This window comes from Sinobaca sp. H24, from assembly GCF_023845525.1.
In genome coordinates, this window is the sequence record NZ_JALBWT010000028.1 from 1 (window position 1) to 18,563 (window position 18,563).

The following is an 18,563-nucleotide window of genomic DNA, read 5'->3' on the forward strand; positions in this document are numbered from 1 at the left end:
CTTCTTTTTATAGGGAAAAAGGTAATAAAAAGAACGCTGGGAAAAATTTTTTTTGGATAGGGGCTGTGGGCCTTGGACTGTCGGCATTAAGTACGATTTCAATACGATTTGCGATTGTCGCTTTTTTGGTGCTGCTTCTGATTCAAAGTCATAAAACACGAGAGCGTCCGGATGAGCTGTCCCCATCCTTTTTTCAGGAAACGCCGGACCGGCAGAAAGAAACCGAACGGCCGCTGCTGAAAAACAGGTTTCTCGGCCGCGAAAAGACGCTCGAACAGCCTTACGGCTGGAAGCATATTAATATTACCGGAGGGCTCGGGGACCGCATTATTGATACGACAAACACGGTTCTGCCGGAGGAAGCCGTTATTGTTATCAGGCACGGCATAGGAAAAGTGACGATTTATGTGCCGTATGAAGTTAAATTCAGCCTGTACCACAGCGCGGTATTCGGTCATGTGGTTTTACCCGGTAGAGATAAAGAACGACTGTTCAACAAATCGATGATCTATCATTCTGAAGAAAAGGAAACAGAAGCGGTGCATCTGCAGATCTTTACTTCCATTTTGTCCGGAGATCTGGAGGTGAAGCGGAGATGACCTTATTGATAAAGCAGATGGTTATGGGGATGGCGGCTTCCCTTCTTATAGGGCTGCTCATCCTTTTTATAACCTTCCGCGTGTTTGAGCCTGTGTCTCTCCGTATTCTCTGGGAGGCACGAATAGCGGATCTGCCTTACGCATTAATGATTCCTGCGGTACTTGTTACAGCAGGGGCAGCTATTGGCCTTGCTTCCGGCTTATACTGGCAGCATAAATGGCAGAAGGCGATTATAGAGGTCTCTTCGTTAGTCAGAGGAGAAAGGCTTCCGAAACTCGACCAGGAAGCACTGCCTGAATTAAAACAGCTGCAGCAGGCCTACAGGGAGCTCGAAGCACAGGCTGACCTTCAGGCCGAACGAAGCCAGAAGATTGCCACGGAACGAGCGGAAGAACGCCAGCAGAGTCTACAGGAAGTAATTGAACAGGAGCGCACCCGTATCGCAAGAGAACTGCATGACTCCGTCAGCCAGCAGCTGTTCGCCGCGTCTATGATGGTATCTGCTATAACAGATGAGGAAAATGAAAGAACGGACGCTGTTAAAAAGCGCTGGATGCTCGTAGAAGACATGATTACCCAGTCGCAGGTGGAGATGAGGGCGCTGCTGCTGCATCTAAGACCGGCGGCTCTACAGGAACAGTCTCTACAAACGGGAGTCACCAGGCTTTTAGAAGAGCTGAAGGAAAAAGTGCCGCTTGATATTCATGTGAAGACGGAGGAATTTCCGATTGAAAAAGGAGTCGAGGATCAGCTGTTCCGTGTCGTCCAGGAAGCAGTATCCAATACGCTTAGGCACGCGGGAGCCCGGACACTTCACGTTCTGCTGATTGAAAGGGATCAGACGATTATTCTGCGGATCAGCGACGACGGGGTCGGGTTTGAACCGGCCCAGCCTCGTGCAGACAGCTACGGGCTGACGAATATGAGAGAACGGGCAGAAGAAGTCGGCGGACGCTGCAAAATTGTGAGCATTCCCGGAGAGGGAAGCCGGATAGAAGTAAAGGTGCCGCAGCTGCGGAAGGAGGAACAGATCGGTGATTAGAATACTATTTGCAGATGACCATGAAATGGTACGAATCGGTGTGACTGCCTACTTATCTTCACAGCCTGACATGGAAGTAGTCGCCGAGGCGTCCAGTGGAAAAGAAGCGGTGGCAGAAGCGTTTAAGCACCGGCCGGACGTTATTCTAATGGATCTGGTGATGAAGGATATGGACGGCATTGAAGCAACGCAGGCGATCATAAAAGAGTGGCCGACGGCAAAGGTTATTATTGTTACGAGTTTTCTGGATGATGAAAAAGTTTACCCGGCTCTTGAAGCAGGGGCGATGAGCTATATGCTGAAAACATCAAAAGCCGGAAGAATCGCCGAAGCGGTTCGTGCAGCATACAATGGGGAATCCATTCTAGAACCGGAAGTGACCGAGAAAATGCTTCATAAAATGAGACAGCCGGTACAGGCTGATCTGTATGAACAGCTGACGGCCCGGGAACAGGAAGTACTGCAGCTTATGGCAGAAGGGAAGAGCAATCAGGAAATCGCTGATCAGCTGTTTATCGCGCTGAAAACGACGAAGGTCCATGTCAGCAATATTCTCGGAAAGCTGCAGGTTCATGACCGCACCCAGGCTGTTGTCTATGCATTTAAACACGGTCTTGTAAAAGAAGACAACTAACGTTTCGTCATCGCCTCAGCCACACGAGGGGAAATCATAGAAACGTCGGGGACATAGTGGTGGACGGCCAGCTTTCATCGATGCATTCTTCCCAGTATCGCAGATGAACCTGATCAACATAATGGGCGGACTCTTCTACCGGGGTACCGTCTTTTCCTTGTATAGAAAACCAGTATAAGAATTCTCCCTGCATTTCCTGCCCGCGGAAAATGGCCTCTACATACATTTTTTCCTGCTCAAGCGTAAGCAGCACTTCTTCTTTATTGTCCTGCAGAAAAGAAAGCCATTCCTCTACTTTTTGAGATTTTCCTTCCTTCACTTTAAAACACTCCATTCTATTTGCATGCGGATTCCTCCTTTTTGATTCAATGTACCATATTCTGCCTTTTTTTAAACCAGCACTGCTATAATTAAGTTACACACTATCGGTAAAGGAGGCAGCGGCAGATGAAACAGGAGGGGTTGAACATCGGGTTTTCCGGTGGAGGACTTCGTGCATCCTATTATTGTCTCGGCGGCTACCGGAGGCTGGTGGAGCTCGGACTTGATCATAAAGTGCAGGGGATTACGTCTGTTTCCGGTGGAAGTATCACGGCCGGAGCAGTTATGACGGCACTGGCAGAAGGGGCTTTTACAGGGGTGGATGACTTTGACAAAAGAGTAACAAAACCAATGACTGACGTGGGATTGATTAATATAAGACGTAAGCTTTTCTGGAGAATTCTGCGCCATCCCCACAAGCTGTGGGCTCCTCGTCTAAACCTAAGCGCAATGTTCCCGGACGTATTGAAAAAAGAGCTCTATGGGGATATAAAGATGATCGATCTTCCCCGTGCTCCTCTATGGAACTGCAACGCTGCCTGCCTGAATACAATGAAAGGTTTCTATTTTAATTCCTATTCAATGGAAGGAGAAAAGATAGGACGGAGTACAGATATTGATGACATTTCCGTGGCCTTTGCTGTAGCGGTTTCTGCAGCTTTTCCGATGATTTTTGCGCCCGTACGACTATCAACGAGACCGCATTCTTTTATAGATCTGGATGGAACGAGCAGTTACCCAAAAGGACCTCCTGACGAACTGTATCTCACGGATGGTGGGGTTTTCGACAATTTAGGAACAAATAGTATTCTGCAGGAAAATGGGGATTTTATCACGATGGATGCGAGCGACAGGTCACGTGTGTGGCCGTATGGATATAAATCGTCCTTTCCCACGCGAACCCTGAGAATACTTAATATAAGCATGAGCGAAATGATTTACTTACGAAGAGAAATATTAGACAAAGAACACAACAGGCGTGGGATTCAGCTTATTTTGGAACATAAAATGGAACAAGTGCTGAATGAGCAGCTTGGTAAATTGGGGATCCAACGACTGTCATGGGATTATGAGAAATATGAAGTGGTGGAAGAGCGTGCTTCTTATCTGCGGACCGATTTGGATGCATTTAACGAAATAGAAATGGCTGTACTGCGGTGGATGGGAGAAGTTAGAATGGATGCAGCGCTGAAGTCGCTTTATCCAGAGCAGATACCAGCTGACAAACGAAACAAGGTTCCCGTTTTTCCTTACGAAGATCTAAAGGGTGTGGAAAACGTGTTAAAAAAAGGAGAGAAGCGGGTATTCTGGTGATAAAGGGAGGTTATTATAATGCGGAAGCCTTTAGTAATGGCAGCCGGTGCAGTTATGGCCGGAATTGGTTCTGTATATTTATCCTGGAATGAAAAGCGTAAATTCGAACGGGATCTGCAGCACGCCCATAAGAATTATCAAAAGCAGGCAGAAGAAGATCTGCAGGTGATTCAGGAAGAGTGGAAAAAAGAAAAAAAATAAAGCGCCCTTTATTTACGTGTGAACGTAATAACCGGGGCGCTTTCTTGTTCTGTTACATCTATATGATAGGCAGTAAAGAGCTTATGCAGGCCGGTAAATCCTTTCAGCTTAATAATAAATACAATGTCCTGAACCGTTACAGAGGTTCCGGTCACCTTTTTAACCGTCAGGCGCGGCGTCCAGCTTGTATCAAGTGTATCTGCTTCCTCTTTGCTTATATTCTGAAAGGACAGTACTTTTTTAAAATCTTCGGCAAGCTCGCCCTCCACTACAAACCAGGGAGATTTCTTCCGGCGGGCTTTATTTAATTTGGAAGCTGTTTCAGGATGGGTGATGGGTTCTTCTTTCCTCCGGCTGCGCAGTATCATCGATCGAGATACGTATAGAGGCCGGTTACTACATATTTGGACCCCTGTTCGCGCATCTTTTCCGGTTCAAACGCATACACCTTTTTATTCATTTGAATATAATAGGTGGATCCGTAGCGGAGTTTTTCTGAAGTTAGAAAAGAAATCCGGCCGGGAAGCATAGGGCCATCTTCAAATGAAAAAACACCTTCTTCATCAAAGGATCCTTTCTTCTGTGTCTGCGGACGAAACAGTCTTGCTACTACTTGAATTGAATATGTTTTTTCCGGAACTTTAAAAAGCAGTGCCTTCATCGTAAGCCATCTCCTTTGTTTCTATACTATATACTGGTTTCCCTATCTGCCTTTGTTTGTAACCCGCTTCGGTTTATTCCTTTCAGGTTAATGTTCAGAATATTTTGTTTGTAAACAAGAACTGGCCGCGTTAAAATGAAGACAAGAAAATAGAACGTGCGGAAACAAAGCAGGATTTTTTATAAGAGGAGGAATGATTCAAGGTGAGCACCGAAAAGAAGAAGCCGACTCATCCGGACCGCCTGAAAAAGTCAAACAAAGTCCTCTATATGGGAGGGTATACAGACGATCGAAAAGAAACGACCCGGCAGTTGATGGAGAAATACTTTTTTAAAAAAGGTAAACGAATGTAGTGCAGGCACTCCTATGAAAATGGAGTGCTTTTTTATTCTCTGTAAAGGATATATTTGCGGCGGATAGATCAATAATATAAAGGAGTTATTCAATATATACCGAAACGATGTAATAAAGACTACACGTTCAGAAGGAGTCACTATATGATAAACGTAAAGAGTATACCTCTGCCCTGCGCCCTTGTCTCTAAAGATGGAAAAGTTGTGCAGGCCAATGAAGATGCAGCAAAGTGGCTTGAGGAGACATCTGTAGAAAATAAGTTATGGATAGAATTGATGCCTTCTGAAAAAACCCTTGCAGAAAACTGGTCCTTTGGAGAAATCAAAAATAAAAAGGTACTGCTGCACAAAATAAAAAAAAGGGAAGGCTTCACGTATGTTTTGTTTTTCTGCGGAAAAGAGTATACCGCCCTCCTCGAAGAAGCCGAACAGCTGCGCCAATCCAACAGGGCACTGGATGCTATTATAGAAAGTTCATATGACGGAATATATATTACAGACAATAAAGGCAATACGTTAAAAACCAACTCGGCGATTGAGAGAATCACTGGTATTCCGAAAGAATACTACATAGGGAAAATATTAATGACTTAATTAATAGAGGAATACTAAAGGAGTCTGTGAGCGATAAAGTTATTAAAACAAAAGGAACAGTGAATATAGTACAAAAGAATTTTAATAAAAAAGAAACAATGCTGACGGGAAGTCCTATTTTTGATACAGATGGGGAAGTCGAAAAAATCGTCACAAACATTCGTGATCTTTCGGAATTGAATGAACTTCATGAGGAATTAAACAAAGCGAAAGAGCTGAATCAAAAATATGAACAGGAAATTCAAAAGCTTATTCAAGTGTCAAACCGGGATCCCAATATTATTTTGAAAAGCAATAAAATAATGGAGCTTTTTGAAGCGGCGGACAGGCTCGCAGATGTTGACGCTACTATTTTTATAAGCGGAGAAACAGGTGTAGGCAAGGAAATTGTAGCGAAGCATCTTTACAAAAAAAGCGACAGGTCGGAAACAGGGCAATTTATAAAAATAAACTGCGGCGCACTTCCGAAGGATTTGCTGGAGGCTGAACTCTTTGGGTACGAGCAGGGGGCCTTTACCGGAGCAAGCAAAAAAGGAAAAGCCGGCGTATTTGAACAGGCAGATCAGGGAGTGCTGTTCTTGGATGAAGTAGGGGAAATGCCTGAAAACCTGCAGGTGAAAATGCTGAGGGTGCTGCAGGAAAAAGAGGTACAACGAATTGGCGGGACTCAAACACTACAGGTGGATACAAGGATTATTACAGCCACGAATAAAGATTTAAAGCAGATGGTGGAAAAAGGAGAGTTCCGGGAGGATTTATACTATAGGCTGCATGTGATTCCATTGAATGTACCGCCATTAAGAGAAAGAAAAGATGACATTCTTCCTCTTGTTCATCATTTTCTGCATGAATACAATGAAAAGTATCATATGTCAAAAGTGATTTCGAAAGACTTGAAAGATTATTTCTACTACTATCATTGGCCCGGTAACGTAAGAGAGCTGTCCAATATGATTGAGCGACTTGTTTTAACAGTGCCTTTAAAGGAACTAAGTATGAATGATCTGCCGGAAGAGTACCGTAGAGAGATGACCTCGGCACAGACATCAGAAGGAATGTCGTTAAAAGAAGCTGTTGAACAGGCGGAATACCGCGTATTAAAAGAAGCGCTGGATACATGTAAAACGACGTATGATGCAGCCATCTATTTGAGAACCAGTCAGGCGACGATCGTAAGAAAGCTTCAAAAATATAATTTATCCACATAAATAGTACAATGATTCATATTTGGATCTTCATTCATTTTTGAATTATATGTATTGTAAGCGTTTACAAAATAAATGATTCATTTCTGCATTAATAAAAGAATAAAAAAGGAAGCTGGTCTTATCCAGTTTCCTTTTTTGAGTGGAATTAACAAATAGAAATGGCGGTAAAACAGGGATCGCCCACTATTGTCACGCTGATTCTGTAAAGTTGGCATAATAATTGCTTTAGTAAGGAGTAGATAGAAAAAGGAGGGCTTAAATTGACAGTAATTGCTGAAGAGGTAGCGCAGATGAAAGTAATGATTCGTAATTTTGTAGAAAACGAAGTAGAACCACTTGCCCAGCAGATAGAAGATGAAGATCGGATTCCGGATCATTTAGTCGAAAAAGCAAAAGAGCTCGGGTTATTTGGCATCAGCATTCCAGAAGAATACGGCGGCATCGGTCTTAACTCAACAGGTAAAGCAATTATATTGGAGCAGCTCGGACGGACACATAATGGATTTGTTTCTTTAATCAGCGCCCACACAGGGATAGGAAGCACAGGGCTCGTGAAAATGGCAGGAGAGGAGTTAAAACAGAAATACTTACCGCGCATGGCAACCGGGGAGCTGTTAGGAGCTTTTGCATTATCGGAGCCGGGGGCCGGATCGGATGCTACCAATTTATCGACCCAGGCGGAAAAAAAGGGAGATAAATGGATATTAAATGGAATGAAGCATTATATCACCAATGGCCCTATTGCCGACGTAGTAACAGTGTTTGCCCTTACAGATCGTGAAAAAGGAGCGAAGGGCGGCATTACAGCATTTCTTGTGGAGAAAGATTTTCCCGGTTATATTGTTGGCAAGCAGGACAAAAAAATGGGACTCCGCGGCTCTTATACATGCCAGCTGATTTTTGAAGACTGTGAAATTCCAGAAGAAAATGTGATCGGCGAAGTGGGGATGGGATATGTGAATGCTCTTCGTATTCTTGCAGAAGGCCGCATCGGACTGGCAGCAAGAGCGGTAGGCTCCTGTGATAAGTTAATCGAAATGTCCGCCACTTATGCGAAAGAAAGAATTCAATTTAAAAAGCCTATCTCTGAAAATCAGGGCATTCAATGGATGCTCGCTGATATGGCAACGGAAACGGAAGCCGCCCGCCAGCTTACGCTGAAAGCCGCTTCTTTAATTGATGAAGGCAAAAAAGCAATTAAGGAAGCATCGATGGCGAAGATGTTCGGCTCGGAAGTATTTAACCGCGTAGCCGATAAAGCAGTCCAAATTCATGGAGGCATGGGATACATTGCCGAATATCCCATTGAAAGGTTTTACCGGGACGCAAGGATCACCATGATCTATGAAGGGACAAACGAAATACAGCGGATCATCGTAGCGAAGCAGGTACTAAACGAAGTGTAAGGAGGGAAAGCATGGAAGTCCAGCCGTGGCACCGCTTTTATGGAGAAGGGGTACCGGCAGAAGTAGAAATTCCAACGATGGAAGTTTTTAAGCTGCTGGAACGCTCCTATAAAGATTATCCGGAATACACAGCTATTATAGACGGCGAACGAAGGTGGTCCTATAAAGAGCTGTACGAAGAGGCCATCTGTCTTGCGGTTTCTATGAAAGAGCAGGGATTCAAAAAGGGTGGACGGGCCGCTTTAATGCTCCCGAATTCGGCAGAATATATTATTTCCTATTTTGCTGTTCAAAAACTCGGCGGTATTGTTGTGCAGGTGAACCCTATGTATCAACCGGCTGAAATTCAATATTTAATAGAGGATTCCCAGCTGTCCTGGTTTATTTTACACGAGCAGCAAAGGCCAAAATTCTCCTCTCTGGATGCGGCGTATATTCAGTTTGTATATGTTCGTCCGGATGAGAGGGAACCAGCATTCACCGGACATGATTTCCGGACAATGGTGGAACGGCCTTTCCAGCCGGAAGCACTGCCTGATGCGGACATTGATCCGCGGGAGGATGTCTGTATTTTACAGTATACGGGAGGCACGACAGGACGCAGTAAAGGCGTCATGCTCACCCATTACAATATTATAGCTAACGTATACCAGACGTTTACCTTTACAGTAAGAGACTTAAAGATACCGGGAGAAAAAGTACTGGCGGTGGCTCCGTTTTTTCATGTATATGGATTAACTACGGTATTAAATGTAAGCGTATTCAGAGCGGCGGCTATTATTTGTGTAGAACGGTTTGAAGCTGAAAAATTAATCGACATTATTAAGAAGGAGCGGCCGACGATGTTCTCGGGAGTTCCCACCATGTATATCGGGTTATTAAATGAGCCTGAAGCGACCCCGGAAGTGATGGAAAGCTTAAAAATCTGCATCAGCGGGTCGGCGCCTATGCCGCTCGAACGAATGAATGAATTCGAACAGAAAACAAAAGCCCCGATAGTCGAAGGATACGGCCTGTCCGAATGCTCACCTGTGTCGCATCGAAATCCAATGGGGGCAAAAAGAAAGCCTGGCAGCATCGGCCTGCCTATTCCCAATACAGAGGCTAAAATAGTAGACCAGGAAAATCTTCACAGAACACTGCCCGCCGGGGAAGTCGGTGAGCTTCTTGTCCGTGGGCCTCAGGTAATGAAGGGCTACTGGAGGAATAAAGAAGAAACAGCAAAAGCTTTATATGACGGCTGGCTGCTTACAGGGGATCTTGCAAAGATGGATGAGGATGGCTATTTCTACATTGTCGGCAGGAAAAAGGATTTAATTATTGCCAGCGGATTTAATATATATCCAGCAGATATTGAGGCTGTCCTTTATGAGCCCCGGCTGTACTGGAAGTCTGCGTGTTCGGAGTACCAAACTCCTATAGAGGAGAAACCGTTCATGCAGCGGTTATTCCGAGAAAGGACGCTGATTTCAAGAAAGAAGAGCTGCTTGCTTTCTGCAGAGAACGAATGGCTGCGTATAAAGTGCCAAAACAGATCAGTATCCGGGAGGAGCTTCCTAAAACGACGGTAGGAAAAATTTTAAGAAGAAAGCTGATAGAGGAAGAAATAAAAAAAGGAGTTCAACTGAAGGGGTGAGGTAGTGAATATACAACATATCAGCGTAATGGGTTCGGGAGTGATGGGTTCACAGATTGGGCTGGTTGCTGCGTTGGCAGGGTTTGACGTTCATATTTATGATGTGAAACAAGAGCCCTTTGATAAAGCACAGCAGGAACTCTTAAAGCGGCTGGACCGCCGGGTGGAAAAAGGAAAGCTTACCAAAGCAGATAAAGATGCCGCCTGGGAGCGGATAACGTGGACGACTTCTTTAGATGAAGCTGTAGGACAAACCGATTACGTTATCGAGGCCGTAGTGGAAAATGTGGACATCAAGCGTTCCTTGTTTGAGCAAATCGATGGGCTGGCGCCGGCACACGCCATTTTAGCAACCAACAGCTCTACTATTGTCAGCTCTAAAATAGCTGATGCAACCAATAGAGCCGATAAAGTATGCAATTTTCATTTTTTTAACCCGGCTTTAGTAATGGAAATGGTAGAAGTCGTAAAAGGACCGCATACTTCGCAGGAAACAGCAGATCTTTCGATGGAGCTTGCCGGGGCTCTTGGGAAAACGCCTATTCTGCTCAAAAAAGAAATTTCTGGATTTATAGCTAACAGAATACTCGGAAAGTTAATGAATGAGGCGCTGTATTTATATGAAAATGACTATGCTACTGCAGAAGAAATTGATTTAGCCTGCACTAAAGCGTTAAATCATCCGATCGGCCCCTTTGCCCTTATTGATCTCACGGGTCTGGACATCCACTATCATGTGCGGAAGCAGCGTTTTGAAGAATCGGGTGACGAAAGTGACAGGCCGGCCAGAATAATCGAGGAAAAAGTGAACAAAGGAGAACTGGGACGCAAAACCGGAAAAGGATTTTACAGCTATACGTAAAAGGGAGTGGGATATATTGGAACAGTCTAATATGATTCTTTCACAAGAAGGCGGGCTGGCTTACCTTACAATAAATCGCGAATCAGTCCGCAACGCACTGGATCAGCCTACCCTGGAAGAAATGGTAGAGAAGCTGGAGGAAATAAAGAAAAATGATGCAGTGAAATGCGTGATCTTTACAGGAGCCGGGGAGAGATCATTTGCTGCCGGGCAGATATAGGAAAACTGGCTGAAAAAAATGCACTGGATGCGCTGAATCCGGAAAATATGCAGAAAGTATACGATTATATTGAAGCCTTTCCGAAGCCGACAATCGCTATGATTAATGGATATGCACTGGGCGGGGGCTGTGAACTGGCGATGAGCTGTGATATTCGAATCGCAGCCGAACACGCAAAGCTCGGACTTCCGGAGCTGAATCTTTCTATTATACCGGGAGCCGGGGGAACGCAGAGGCTTTCAAGGCTCGTTGGGAAAGGAAAAGCAATGGAATGGATTATGACTGGAAAAATGATTAAAGCAGAAGAAGCAGAACGTTTTGGACTGGTCAGTGAGGTTGTCCCTGCAGAAAAGCTGAAGAAGACGGTCGAAGCCCTTGCTGAAACGATTTTATCCAAAGGCCCGCTTGCTTTGAAAATGGCAAAGCTGTCTATTCACGCAGGATATGAGACAGATCAGAAAACAGGCCTATTAATTGAACAGCTTGCGCAGGCGGTTCTGTTTGGATCTGAAGACAAAAAGGAAGGAACGAACGCCTTTTTGGAAAAAAGGAAACCTGAGTTTGCAGGAAAATAGGAGGCCGTGCGGATGAACAATGTGTCAGCTATCAAACAGCGGTTCAATGAAAGTCCTTTTTTCCAGCACATTGGATGTCATTTAATTACCGGCCGGGATGGAGAAATGGAAATTCATCTGCCGATAACAGCAGAGTTGATTAATACAAATGGCAGCCTGCACGGCGGCGTGTACGCTACGGTGATCGATAATGCTATGGGTGCTGCGCTGCGCCGGGCGGTACCTGCAGATGTTGTAACAGTATCCATGAACGTGCATTTTTTAGCAGGAATTAAAGAAGGAACGTGTATTGGAAAAGGAAAAGTGATTCAACAGGGATATAACCTGGCTGTCTGCGAAGCAGTCATGGAAGACCAAAACGGTACACTGCTGGCTACTGGAAGCGGCACCTTTAAAATGTTAAGAAAGGGGTCCGGGGATGAAAACGATCGCCATAATCGGAGCAGGAACGATGGGGAGAGGGATCAGCTTTGAAGCGGCAAAAGCCGGAATGACTACGATGCTGCATGATGTTTCGGATGCCTCTCTTAAGGAAGCTGCCGACTACATCGAGTTCTATGCCGGCAAGTCAGTGGATAAAGAAATACTGTCGGAATCGGAAGCGCAGGCGCTCCGCTCCAGAATTCATTATACAAGCTCCCTGCAAGAAGCGGTGAAGCATGCAGATATCATTATCGAAGCAGTTCTGGAAAGAATGGATCTAAAAATCCATTTTTCAGCAGGCAGATCAATACGCACCGCCAGAGGCGGTAATTGCCTCTAATACATCAACGATGAGCCCGACAGAGATGGCAGCGCAGACGGGAAGGCCGGAGCAGTGCCTGGCGATGCATTTCTTTAATCCGGTTCCCAAAATGAAATTAATTGAAGTGATCAGAGGACTGGAGACCTCTGATGAAACGGTTCAGAAGGCAAAGGTGCTGGCAGCGGCATTAAACAAAACGCCTGTCGAGGTGAATGAGTTTCCGGGCTTTGCAGTGAGCCGCATGAATTGTCTGATAGGTAATGAGGCAATGACGATGGTCATGGAAGGAGTCGCCTCCATTGAAGATGTGGATACGTCGATGAAGCTTGGTTTGAATCATCCCATGGGTCCGCTCGAACTGGCTGATTTAGTCGGACTGGATACGCGGCTCGCAATATGGAATACCTGCATCAAACGCTCGGGGAAAAATACCGTCCCTGCCCGATTTTAGTGAAGTATGTGAAAGCCGGAGGCTGGGAGAAAAACAGGGCGGGTTTTATGAATACGAGAAAGGAGGGAAAGCATGAACTTCGAATTAGATGAAGACATCCTTCTGTTCAAAAAAAATATTAAAGATTTTATCTCAAAAGAGGTGGACCCGCAGAGCCAAATTATTGAAGAGAATGACGCCATTCCTGACGACTGTTTAAGCAGTCCTGTGAAATGGGCTTGTTCGGAATGAGCATTCCGGAGAAGTATGGCGGGCTCGGGATAGGCATGGTCGGAAGTGTGCTTTATATGAAGAAATAGGAAAAACACATAACGGCTATACAACACTTGTTGGAGCGCATACCGGTATAGGTTCAGTTGGGATTGTGGAAATGGGAAGCGAGGCGCAGAAGGAAAAGTATCTGCCGGATATGGCAGCAGGGACATCCATCGGGGCGTTTTGCTTAACAGAGCCGGCGCAGGCTCCCATGCGACCAATTTAAAAACGACAGCTGTCAAAAAAAGGCAGTAAATATTTTGAACGGCACCAAGCACTATATTACGAACGCTCCTATCGCAAATATTTACGGTAATGGCGGTTACGGATCCTCCAAGGGAGCAAAGGGAATTACCTCCTTTATTGTGGAAAAAAGCTTTCCGGGAATATCAATTGGGTCAATGAGAAGAAAATGGGATTAAAGGGGTCTTATTCGCAGAGGTAATCTTTGAAGACTGTGAAGTGCCTCAGGAAAACGTTCTCGGAGAAGAAGGAGAAGGATATATCAATGCCCTGAAAATTCTTGCCAACGGCCGGGCGGGACTTGCAGCAAGAAATCTTGGGTCCTGCCAGAAGCTGATTGATTTATCCATGGCTTTTACAGAGGAAAGAGAACAATTTAACGTGCCGATTATTGAGCATCAAGCAGTGGCCCATATGATCGCCGAAATGGCGATGGATACAGAAGCCCTCCGCTCTTTCACCTACCGCATTGCGTGGATGGTGGATCAGAAAAAGAAAGTAATAAAGGAAGCCGCTATGCTGAAATTATTCGGATCAGAAGTGTATCAGCGGGTTGCAGACAAAGCGGTGCAGGTACATGGAGGAATCGGATATATGCAGGAGTATCCGATCGAACGCTATTATCGTGACGCCAGAATCACGCGGATCTATGAAGGGACTTCTGAAATCCAGAAAAATATTATAAGCGGCCAGCTTCGAAAGGAATACAGCTGATGGCTTATTCTCCGCGTTATTCATTAGAAGGCCGGATTGCATGTGTGACAGGCGGCGGGAAGGGTATTGGACGCGCTATAGCAGAGCGGTTTGCCAAAGAAGGAGCGCATGTCTGCATCATGGACCGGGATTCCCTCGTCATAGAAGAAGCAGTGACAGCTATTCAAAGTCAGGGGGGAGCCGCCAGCGGTCATCATTTAGATGTAAAGGATCAAAAGAAAGTAGAAGAAGTGTTTCAAGCAGTAGAAGAACGATACGGACGTGTGTCTATATTAGTCAATAATGCAGGAATCACAAGAGATCAGCTTCTTTTCCGCATGAGCCAGGAAGAATGGGCGAGCGTTATTGGAGTGCATTTGAATGGGGCGTTTCATTGTACACAGGCTGCACAGAAGCAGATGGTGAAAATCGGATATGGGAGAATTATTACTATTTCTTCTGTATCGGCACTTGGCAATAAGGGGCAGGTAAACTATGCCACGGCTAAAGCAGGACTTCAGGGCTTTGTGAAATCTGTTGCACTGGAGCTCGGGCCGTTTGGCATTACGAGTAACGCTGTAGCACCCGGCTTTATCGAGTCGGATATGACAAAAGCAACAGCACGAAGGCTGGGTAAGCCTTTTGCAGATTTTGTAGAGGAGAAAACAAAGGTAATTCCAGTCGGACGAAGCGGGAAGCCGGAGGACGTTGCCGGCGCTGCCCTGTTTTTCGCAGGAGAAGAGAGTTCGTTTATATCAGGTCAGGTTCTCTATGTAGCAGGCGGGCCTAAAGCATAAGGAGGGAAAGAATGAAACAGGATCCGGTAGTGATAGTCAGTTCCGTAAGAACGGCAATAGGAAGATATGGAGGCTCCCTGAAATCTCTGGACTCGGGATATTTAGCCTCTATTGTTATTAAAGAAGCGTTAAACAGAGCTTCGGTCGTACCTGAATTAGTAGATGAAGTCATTATGGGGGAAGTGCGGCAGACGACGAAGTCCTCCAACGTGGCAAGAGTAGCTGCTCTGCGTGCAGGTATACCCGTGGAAGCGCCGGCGTTTACGATTAATAGATTGTGTGCTTCTTCCATGCAGGCCGTAGGCTCAGGGGTCCAGCAGCTGATGACCGGACATGCGGAAATAGTCGCCGCAGGCGGAACGGAAAATATGAGCGATGCTCCTCATTACCTTCGCCAGGCAAGGTTTGGAGACGGTCCCCCCGCATTGGTTGATCCCAATTCGGAAAACGGCCAGCAGCCTATGGAAACATACGGTCCGGATTTAGGAATGGGGATGACCGCGGAGAATGTAGCGGAGCGTTATCATATCAGCCGGAAAGAACAGGATGCGTTCTCCCTGGAAAGCCAGAGAAGAACAGCAGAAGCCCAGGAAAAAGATATATTTCAGGATGAAATTACAGAAGTGGAAGTTCCGGGCAGGAAAAGCACGTTTGTATTTAATAAAGATGAACATCCGAGGCCTTCCACAACGGCGGAAGCATTAGAAAAGCTCCGCCCGGCCTTTAGAAAAGAAGGTTCGGTTACGGCAGGCAATGCCTGTGGAAGAAACGATGGGGCCGCTGCCCTGATTATGATGAAGGAGTCTAAAGCAAAAGAGCTCGGATTAAAACCAACGGCTAAAATTATTGACTGGACCGCCGTTGGGGTAAGCCCGGAAATCATGGGGATGGGTCCCGTACCGGCCGTAGAGCGGTTATTAAAAAAAACAGGCAGAACCCTCGATCAGATAGGGCGGGTTGAGTTAAATGAAGCATTTGCCTCTCAGGCACTTGCTGTGATGAAAGAATTAAATCTGCCGCAGGAAAAAGTAAACGTTAATGGCGGAGCGATAGCTCTTGGACATCCTCTGGGAGCGACAGGCGCCAGAATTTTAACCACCCTGATTCATGAACTGAATCGAAGTGAACATTCATTAGGTATAGCGACATTATGTGTAGGCGGCGGCCAGGGAATGGCAATGATGATTGAACGTATGTAAATAAAGCAATCCAATACAGGCATAGAGGGGGGAATAAAATGGCTTCTCACGAAAAAATAGATTTGGATACACCGGAAAAAGAAAGAAGTGATTTAGAGAAAGCATTGGATAAACAAACAGAATGGACTTCTCTCTTTCGGGTGTGGCGTCTGTTTTTATCACTCGTCAGTATAGGACTCGCCGTTTATATTATTTACTCTGCTGCTTTTGGCGGCATGCCGGCCTGGCAGCACCGAGCGGTTTTCACCTCTATTGCACTGTTGTTGTGCTTTAGCTACGTGCCATTCAAGAAAAACGGAAAAGGCATGCACCCTCTGTTTGATATCGTGCCGCTTATATTATCAGGCGCCCTGGTCGTCTTTACGTTTCTGGCCTATCCGGAGATTACGTTTAGAGGCAGTTCCATGCAGTGGTATGACATTACAGCAGGATTTGTCATGATGGGGTTAATTGTAGAAGGAGTAAGGCGGACTATTGGCACAGCCATGGCAGTCATTACTTTATTCTTCACCGTGTATGTATTCATAGGACCGTGGTTTCCCGGTCTTGCAGGGCATCCGGGTTTCGGAACAGATCGATTAATCAATACGATGTTTATTTCTACAAATGGTATCTTCTCGGATCCAATTTATATTGCTTCCACCGTTCTGATTATGTTCCTGCTGTTTGCTTCTATCCTGCTGCGGACAGGAGCCGGCCAGTTTTTTATTGATTTTGCTTTTTCCCTGACCGGCCGTATACGCGGCGGTCCGGCACTTGCTTCTGTGCTGTCGAGCGGAATGATGGGAACGATTACCGGAAATGGTGTAGCCAATGCCACCATGACCGGGCCGTTTACGATTCCGCTGATGAGAAAAGTTGGATATTCCCGGAATTTCGCAGGCGGAGTGGAAGCCGTAGCTTCGCAGGGCGGCCAGATTATGCCGCCGATTATGGGTGCCGCCGCTTTTATTATGGCAGAATACACTGGTATCCCGTTTATACAAATTGCCGCTTATGCCCTGGTGCCGGCTGTTTTATATTTTTTCATGGCAAGTGTAATGATCTACCTGCAGGCCAGGAAGCAGGGTCTTGAAGGGATGTCTAAAGAACAGCTTCCCAACTTTTGGGATGTGATTTTAAAAAGAGGTTATTTAATCCTCCCTCTCGTGCTGATTATCGGAATGATGGTACAGGGTTACAGCCCTATGCGTGCTGGAATGTGGGCTATTATATCCCTTCTTCTGATCAGTCTGATCCGTAAAGAAACCAGATTATCCTTTCTGAAAATGCTCGGAGCCATCGAGACAGGCATTCGAAATTCGATCGCAACGGTTATGGCCTGTGCGGGAGCAGGGATTATTACAGGGTCTGTTATCATGACCGGCCTGGGCACACGGTTTTCAAGAATGGCGGTTGATCTTTCCGGCGGAGAACTGCTTCCAATGCTTTTAATGATCATGGTAGCTTCTATTATTTTAGGAATGGGAATGCCGACTGTATCAGCATATGTCATTCTTGCAACGGTAGCGGTCGGAAGTCTAACGCAGATTGGCGTACCGGTGCTGGCAGCGCATCTGTTTGTATTCTATTTGGAATATTTTCAGGCATTACCCCTCCGGTTGCCATCACCTCCTATATTACGGCGGGGATTGCAGGCGGACAGCCCATGCAGACGTCGTTTCAGTCATTAAGGATAGGTATTGCTGCTTTTCTGCTTCCTTATATGTTTATTTACAATCCTACGCTGCTTCTTGAAGGAGACAGCCTGTTAACGATCATTTTAGGAATTACGACGGCTACGATAGGACTTTTAGCTTTTGCCTGCTTCATCCAGGGACACGCGGTGACCCATGCATCATTATGGCAGCGGCTTTTATTTCTTACTTCAGCTGTATTGCTGGTCGTGCTCGACCCGGTTACAGATGCCATCGGTGTTGTCCTCTTTGTCGGCATTCTCTTTATTCAATGGCCGAACCGTAAAAGCAAAACCATCATCTCTTCAGAAGAAAAACGTGCTTCTTACTGATTCTCATCAATAAATGAACAGCTGGCTGCACACAGGAAGGAGAGGCAGTAAATGAGAACAAAACCCTGGTTAGCCTGGTATCCGGACGATGTGGAACATGAGATAGAGATTCCAAAAAAGTCCCTTTTTTCCATGCTGGAAGAGTCTGCTTTTAACTCTCCCGAAAAAGAGGCGGTGATCGAAGAAGATGTTCGCTGGACATATGGAACGCTTTATCAAAAAGTGATCGATCTGGCGGACAGTTTACAAAAGCTGGGGTTTAAAGAAGGAGACAGGGCTGCGCTTCTCTTCCTCAATACAAAAGAATACATAGTCACCTATTTTGCTGTGCTTTACGCAGGAGGGACTGTGATCCAGGTGAATCCTCTTTATACAAGTGCAGAAACCACCGGGATTTTTAAGGATGCGGAGCCCGAATGGGCGTTTGGAACAGTGGACCAGGAGATTAAAATGGCGGAGGCCTCCGCCGGTTTACGGACAAAATGTATTATTTCAAAAAAAGCACAGCTGGTTTCGGAAGCCTGGAGCATTTAATAGAGAAGGGG

23 protein-coding genes and 4 pseudogenes are annotated in these 18,563 nt (G+C 45.7%); 24 read left to right on the top strand and 3 right to left on the bottom strand.

The genetic code is table 11. The features are described 5' to 3' along the window. From liaF to MMY81_RS24505, 3 genes are all read left to right on the top strand, one after another. On the top strand, positions 1-599 hold a 599-nt coding region (liaF, locus tag MMY81_RS24495), incomplete at its 5' end, for a cell wall-active antibiotics response protein LiaF (RefSeq protein ID WP_252314882.1). Continuing rightward, on the top strand, positions 596-1,642 hold the full coding sequence (locus tag MMY81_RS24500) for a sensor histidine kinase (RefSeq protein ID WP_252314883.1): 1,047 nt from the start codon (positions 596-598) through the stop codon (positions 1,640-1,642). The genes liaF and MMY81_RS24500, both read left to right, overlap by 4 nt. After that, positions 1,635-2,276, top strand: a complete 642-nt coding sequence (locus MMY81_RS24505) for a response regulator transcription factor (protein ID WP_252314884.1) — start codon at positions 1,635-1,637, stop codon at positions 2,274-2,276. The genes MMY81_RS24500 and MMY81_RS24505 overlap by 8 nt, the downstream gene beginning before the upstream one ends. A gap of 34 nt (positions 2,277-2,310) precedes the next feature. Here the strand turns inward: MMY81_RS24505 and MMY81_RS24510 are convergent, their stop codons facing one another. Next, positions 2,311-2,595 carry a DUF6176 family protein gene (locus MMY81_RS24510; RefSeq protein WP_374562741.1) on the bottom strand — a complete coding sequence of 95 codons (285 nt, stop codon included), beginning with the start codon at positions 2,593-2,595 and terminating at the stop codon, positions 2,311-2,313. Between the two features lie 128 nt (positions 2,596-2,723). Between MMY81_RS24510 and MMY81_RS24515 the strand changes: the two genes are divergently transcribed. Both MMY81_RS24515 and MMY81_RS24520 read left to right on the top strand, forming a co-directional pair. Beyond that, the gene (locus MMY81_RS24515) at positions 2,724-3,911 is read left to right on the top strand and encodes a patatin-like phospholipase family protein (RefSeq protein ID WP_252314885.1); all 1,188 of its coding nucleotides are present in this window, start codon (positions 2,724-2,726) and stop codon (positions 3,909-3,911) included. Between the two features lie 18 nt (positions 3,912-3,929). Next, positions 3,930-4,112, top strand: coding sequence for a hypothetical protein (locus MMY81_RS24520; RefSeq protein WP_252314886.1), 183 nt, complete (start codon positions 3,930-3,932; stop codon positions 4,110-4,112). A gap of 8 nt (positions 4,113-4,120) precedes the next feature. Here the strand turns inward: MMY81_RS24520 and MMY81_RS24525 are convergent, their stop codons facing one another. Then, complete coding sequence (locus MMY81_RS24525) at positions 4,121-4,480, bottom strand: hypothetical protein (protein WP_252314887.1); 360 nt, start codon at positions 4,478-4,480, stop codon at positions 4,121-4,123. Further along, positions 4,477-4,773 (bottom strand): hypothetical protein, encoded by a 297-nt coding sequence (locus tag MMY81_RS24530; RefSeq protein WP_252314888.1) that lies wholly within the window; start codon positions 4,771-4,773, stop codon positions 4,477-4,479. The genes MMY81_RS24525 and MMY81_RS24530 overlap by 4 nt, the downstream gene beginning before the upstream one ends. Positions 4,774-4,976: 203 nt before the next feature. Here MMY81_RS24530 and MMY81_RS24535 point away from each other — a divergent pair, with 203 nt between their 5' ends. The 19 genes and pseudogenes from MMY81_RS24535 to MMY81_RS24610 all read left to right on the top strand — a co-directional run bounded on the left by MMY81_RS24535 (position 4,977) and on the right by MMY81_RS24610 (position 18,552). Continuing rightward, a complete protein-coding gene (locus tag MMY81_RS24535) occupies positions 4,977-5,126 on the top strand; it encodes a hypothetical protein (RefSeq protein ID WP_252314889.1) in 150 nt (49 codons plus the stop codon). 144 nt (positions 5,127-5,270) lie between these two features. Continuing rightward, the gene (locus MMY81_RS24540) at positions 5,271-5,720 is read left to right on the top strand and encodes a PAS domain-containing protein (RefSeq protein WP_252314890.1); all 450 of its coding nucleotides are present in this window, start codon (positions 5,271-5,273) and stop codon (positions 5,718-5,720) included. Between the two features lie 26 nt (positions 5,721-5,746). Further along, positions 5,747-6,928: a sigma-54 interaction domain-containing protein gene (locus tag MMY81_RS24545; protein ID WP_252314891.1), complete on the top strand. Its 1,182-nt coding sequence runs from the start codon at positions 5,747-5,749 to the stop codon at positions 6,926-6,928. A gap of 260 nt (positions 6,929-7,188) precedes the next feature. After that, positions 7,189-8,334, top strand: coding sequence for an acyl-CoA dehydrogenase family protein (locus MMY81_RS24550; RefSeq protein WP_252314892.1), 1,146 nt, complete (start codon positions 7,189-7,191; stop codon positions 8,332-8,334). Between the two features lie 77 nt (positions 8,335-8,411). Then, a pseudogene (locus MMY81_RS24555) lies at positions 8,412-9,476 on the top strand (AMP-binding protein); the annotation flags it as partial. 254 nt (positions 9,477-9,730) lie between these two features. After that, the gene (locus MMY81_RS24560) at positions 9,731-9,970 is read left to right on the top strand and encodes an AMP-binding enzyme (protein ID WP_252314893.1); all 240 of its coding nucleotides are present in this window, start codon (positions 9,731-9,733) and stop codon (positions 9,968-9,970) included. A 28-nt stretch (positions 9,971-9,998) separates the two neighbouring features. After that, a complete protein-coding gene (locus MMY81_RS24565) occupies positions 9,999-10,832 on the top strand; it encodes a 3-hydroxyacyl-CoA dehydrogenase family protein (protein WP_252314927.1) in 834 nt (277 codons plus the stop codon). A gap of 31 nt (positions 10,833-10,863) precedes the next feature. After that, positions 10,864-11,627 (top strand): annotated as a pseudogene (locus tag MMY81_RS24570) (enoyl-CoA hydratase/isomerase family protein). A gap of 12 nt (positions 11,628-11,639) precedes the next feature. Beyond that, positions 11,640-12,101, top strand: a complete 462-nt coding sequence (locus MMY81_RS24575) for a PaaI family thioesterase (protein WP_252314894.1) — start codon at positions 11,640-11,642, stop codon at positions 12,099-12,101. Next, positions 12,046-12,899, top strand: a pseudogene (locus MMY81_RS24580) (3-hydroxyacyl-CoA dehydrogenase family protein). The gene MMY81_RS24575 and the pseudogene MMY81_RS24580 overlap by 56 nt, the downstream one beginning before the upstream one ends. Further along, on the top strand, positions 12,896-13,054 hold the full coding sequence (locus MMY81_RS35800; protein ID WP_374562747.1) for a hypothetical protein: 159 nt from the start codon (positions 12,896-12,898) through the stop codon (positions 13,052-13,054). Before MMY81_RS24580 ends, MMY81_RS35800 begins: the two are co-directional and overlap by 4 nt. After that, a pseudogene (locus MMY81_RS35805) lies at positions 13,051-13,304 on the top strand (acyl-CoA dehydrogenase family protein). The gene MMY81_RS35800 and the pseudogene MMY81_RS35805 overlap by 4 nt, the downstream one beginning before the upstream one ends. Before the next feature lie 34 nt (positions 13,305-13,338). After that, positions 13,339-13,500 carry a hypothetical protein gene (locus tag MMY81_RS35810; protein ID WP_374562749.1) on the top strand — a complete coding sequence of 54 codons (162 nt, stop codon included), beginning with the start codon at positions 13,339-13,341 and terminating at the stop codon, positions 13,498-13,500. A 40-nt stretch (positions 13,501-13,540) separates the two neighbouring features. Further along, a complete protein-coding gene (locus MMY81_RS35815) occupies positions 13,541-14,035 on the top strand; it encodes an acyl-CoA dehydrogenase family protein (RefSeq protein WP_374562751.1) in 495 nt (164 codons plus the stop codon). Then, positions 14,035-14,811 (top strand): 3-oxoacyl-ACP reductase FabG, encoded by a 777-nt coding sequence (gene fabG / locus MMY81_RS24590; RefSeq protein ID WP_252314895.1) that lies wholly within the window; start codon positions 14,035-14,037, stop codon positions 14,809-14,811. Before MMY81_RS35815 ends, fabG begins: the two co-directional genes overlap by 1 nt. A gap of 11 nt (positions 14,812-14,822) precedes the next feature. Beyond that, positions 14,823-16,010 (top strand): thiolase family protein, encoded by a 1,188-nt coding sequence (locus MMY81_RS24595; RefSeq protein ID WP_252314896.1) that lies wholly within the window; start codon positions 14,823-14,825, stop codon positions 16,008-16,010. 38 nt (positions 16,011-16,048) lie between these two features. Then, positions 16,049-17,683: a TRAP transporter permease gene (locus MMY81_RS24600; RefSeq protein WP_252314897.1), complete on the top strand. Its 1,635-nt coding sequence runs from the start codon at positions 16,049-16,051 to the stop codon at positions 17,681-17,683. Next, positions 17,659-18,018: a hypothetical protein gene (locus tag MMY81_RS24605; protein ID WP_252314898.1), complete on the top strand. Its 360-nt coding sequence runs from the start codon at positions 17,659-17,661 to the stop codon at positions 18,016-18,018. Before MMY81_RS24600 ends, MMY81_RS24605 begins: the two co-directional genes overlap by 25 nt. Before the next feature lie 51 nt (positions 18,019-18,069). Then, positions 18,070-18,552 (top strand): AMP-binding protein, encoded by a 483-nt coding sequence (locus MMY81_RS24610; protein WP_252314899.1) that lies wholly within the window; start codon positions 18,070-18,072, stop codon positions 18,550-18,552. Positions 18,553-18,563: the final 11 nt, after the last annotated feature.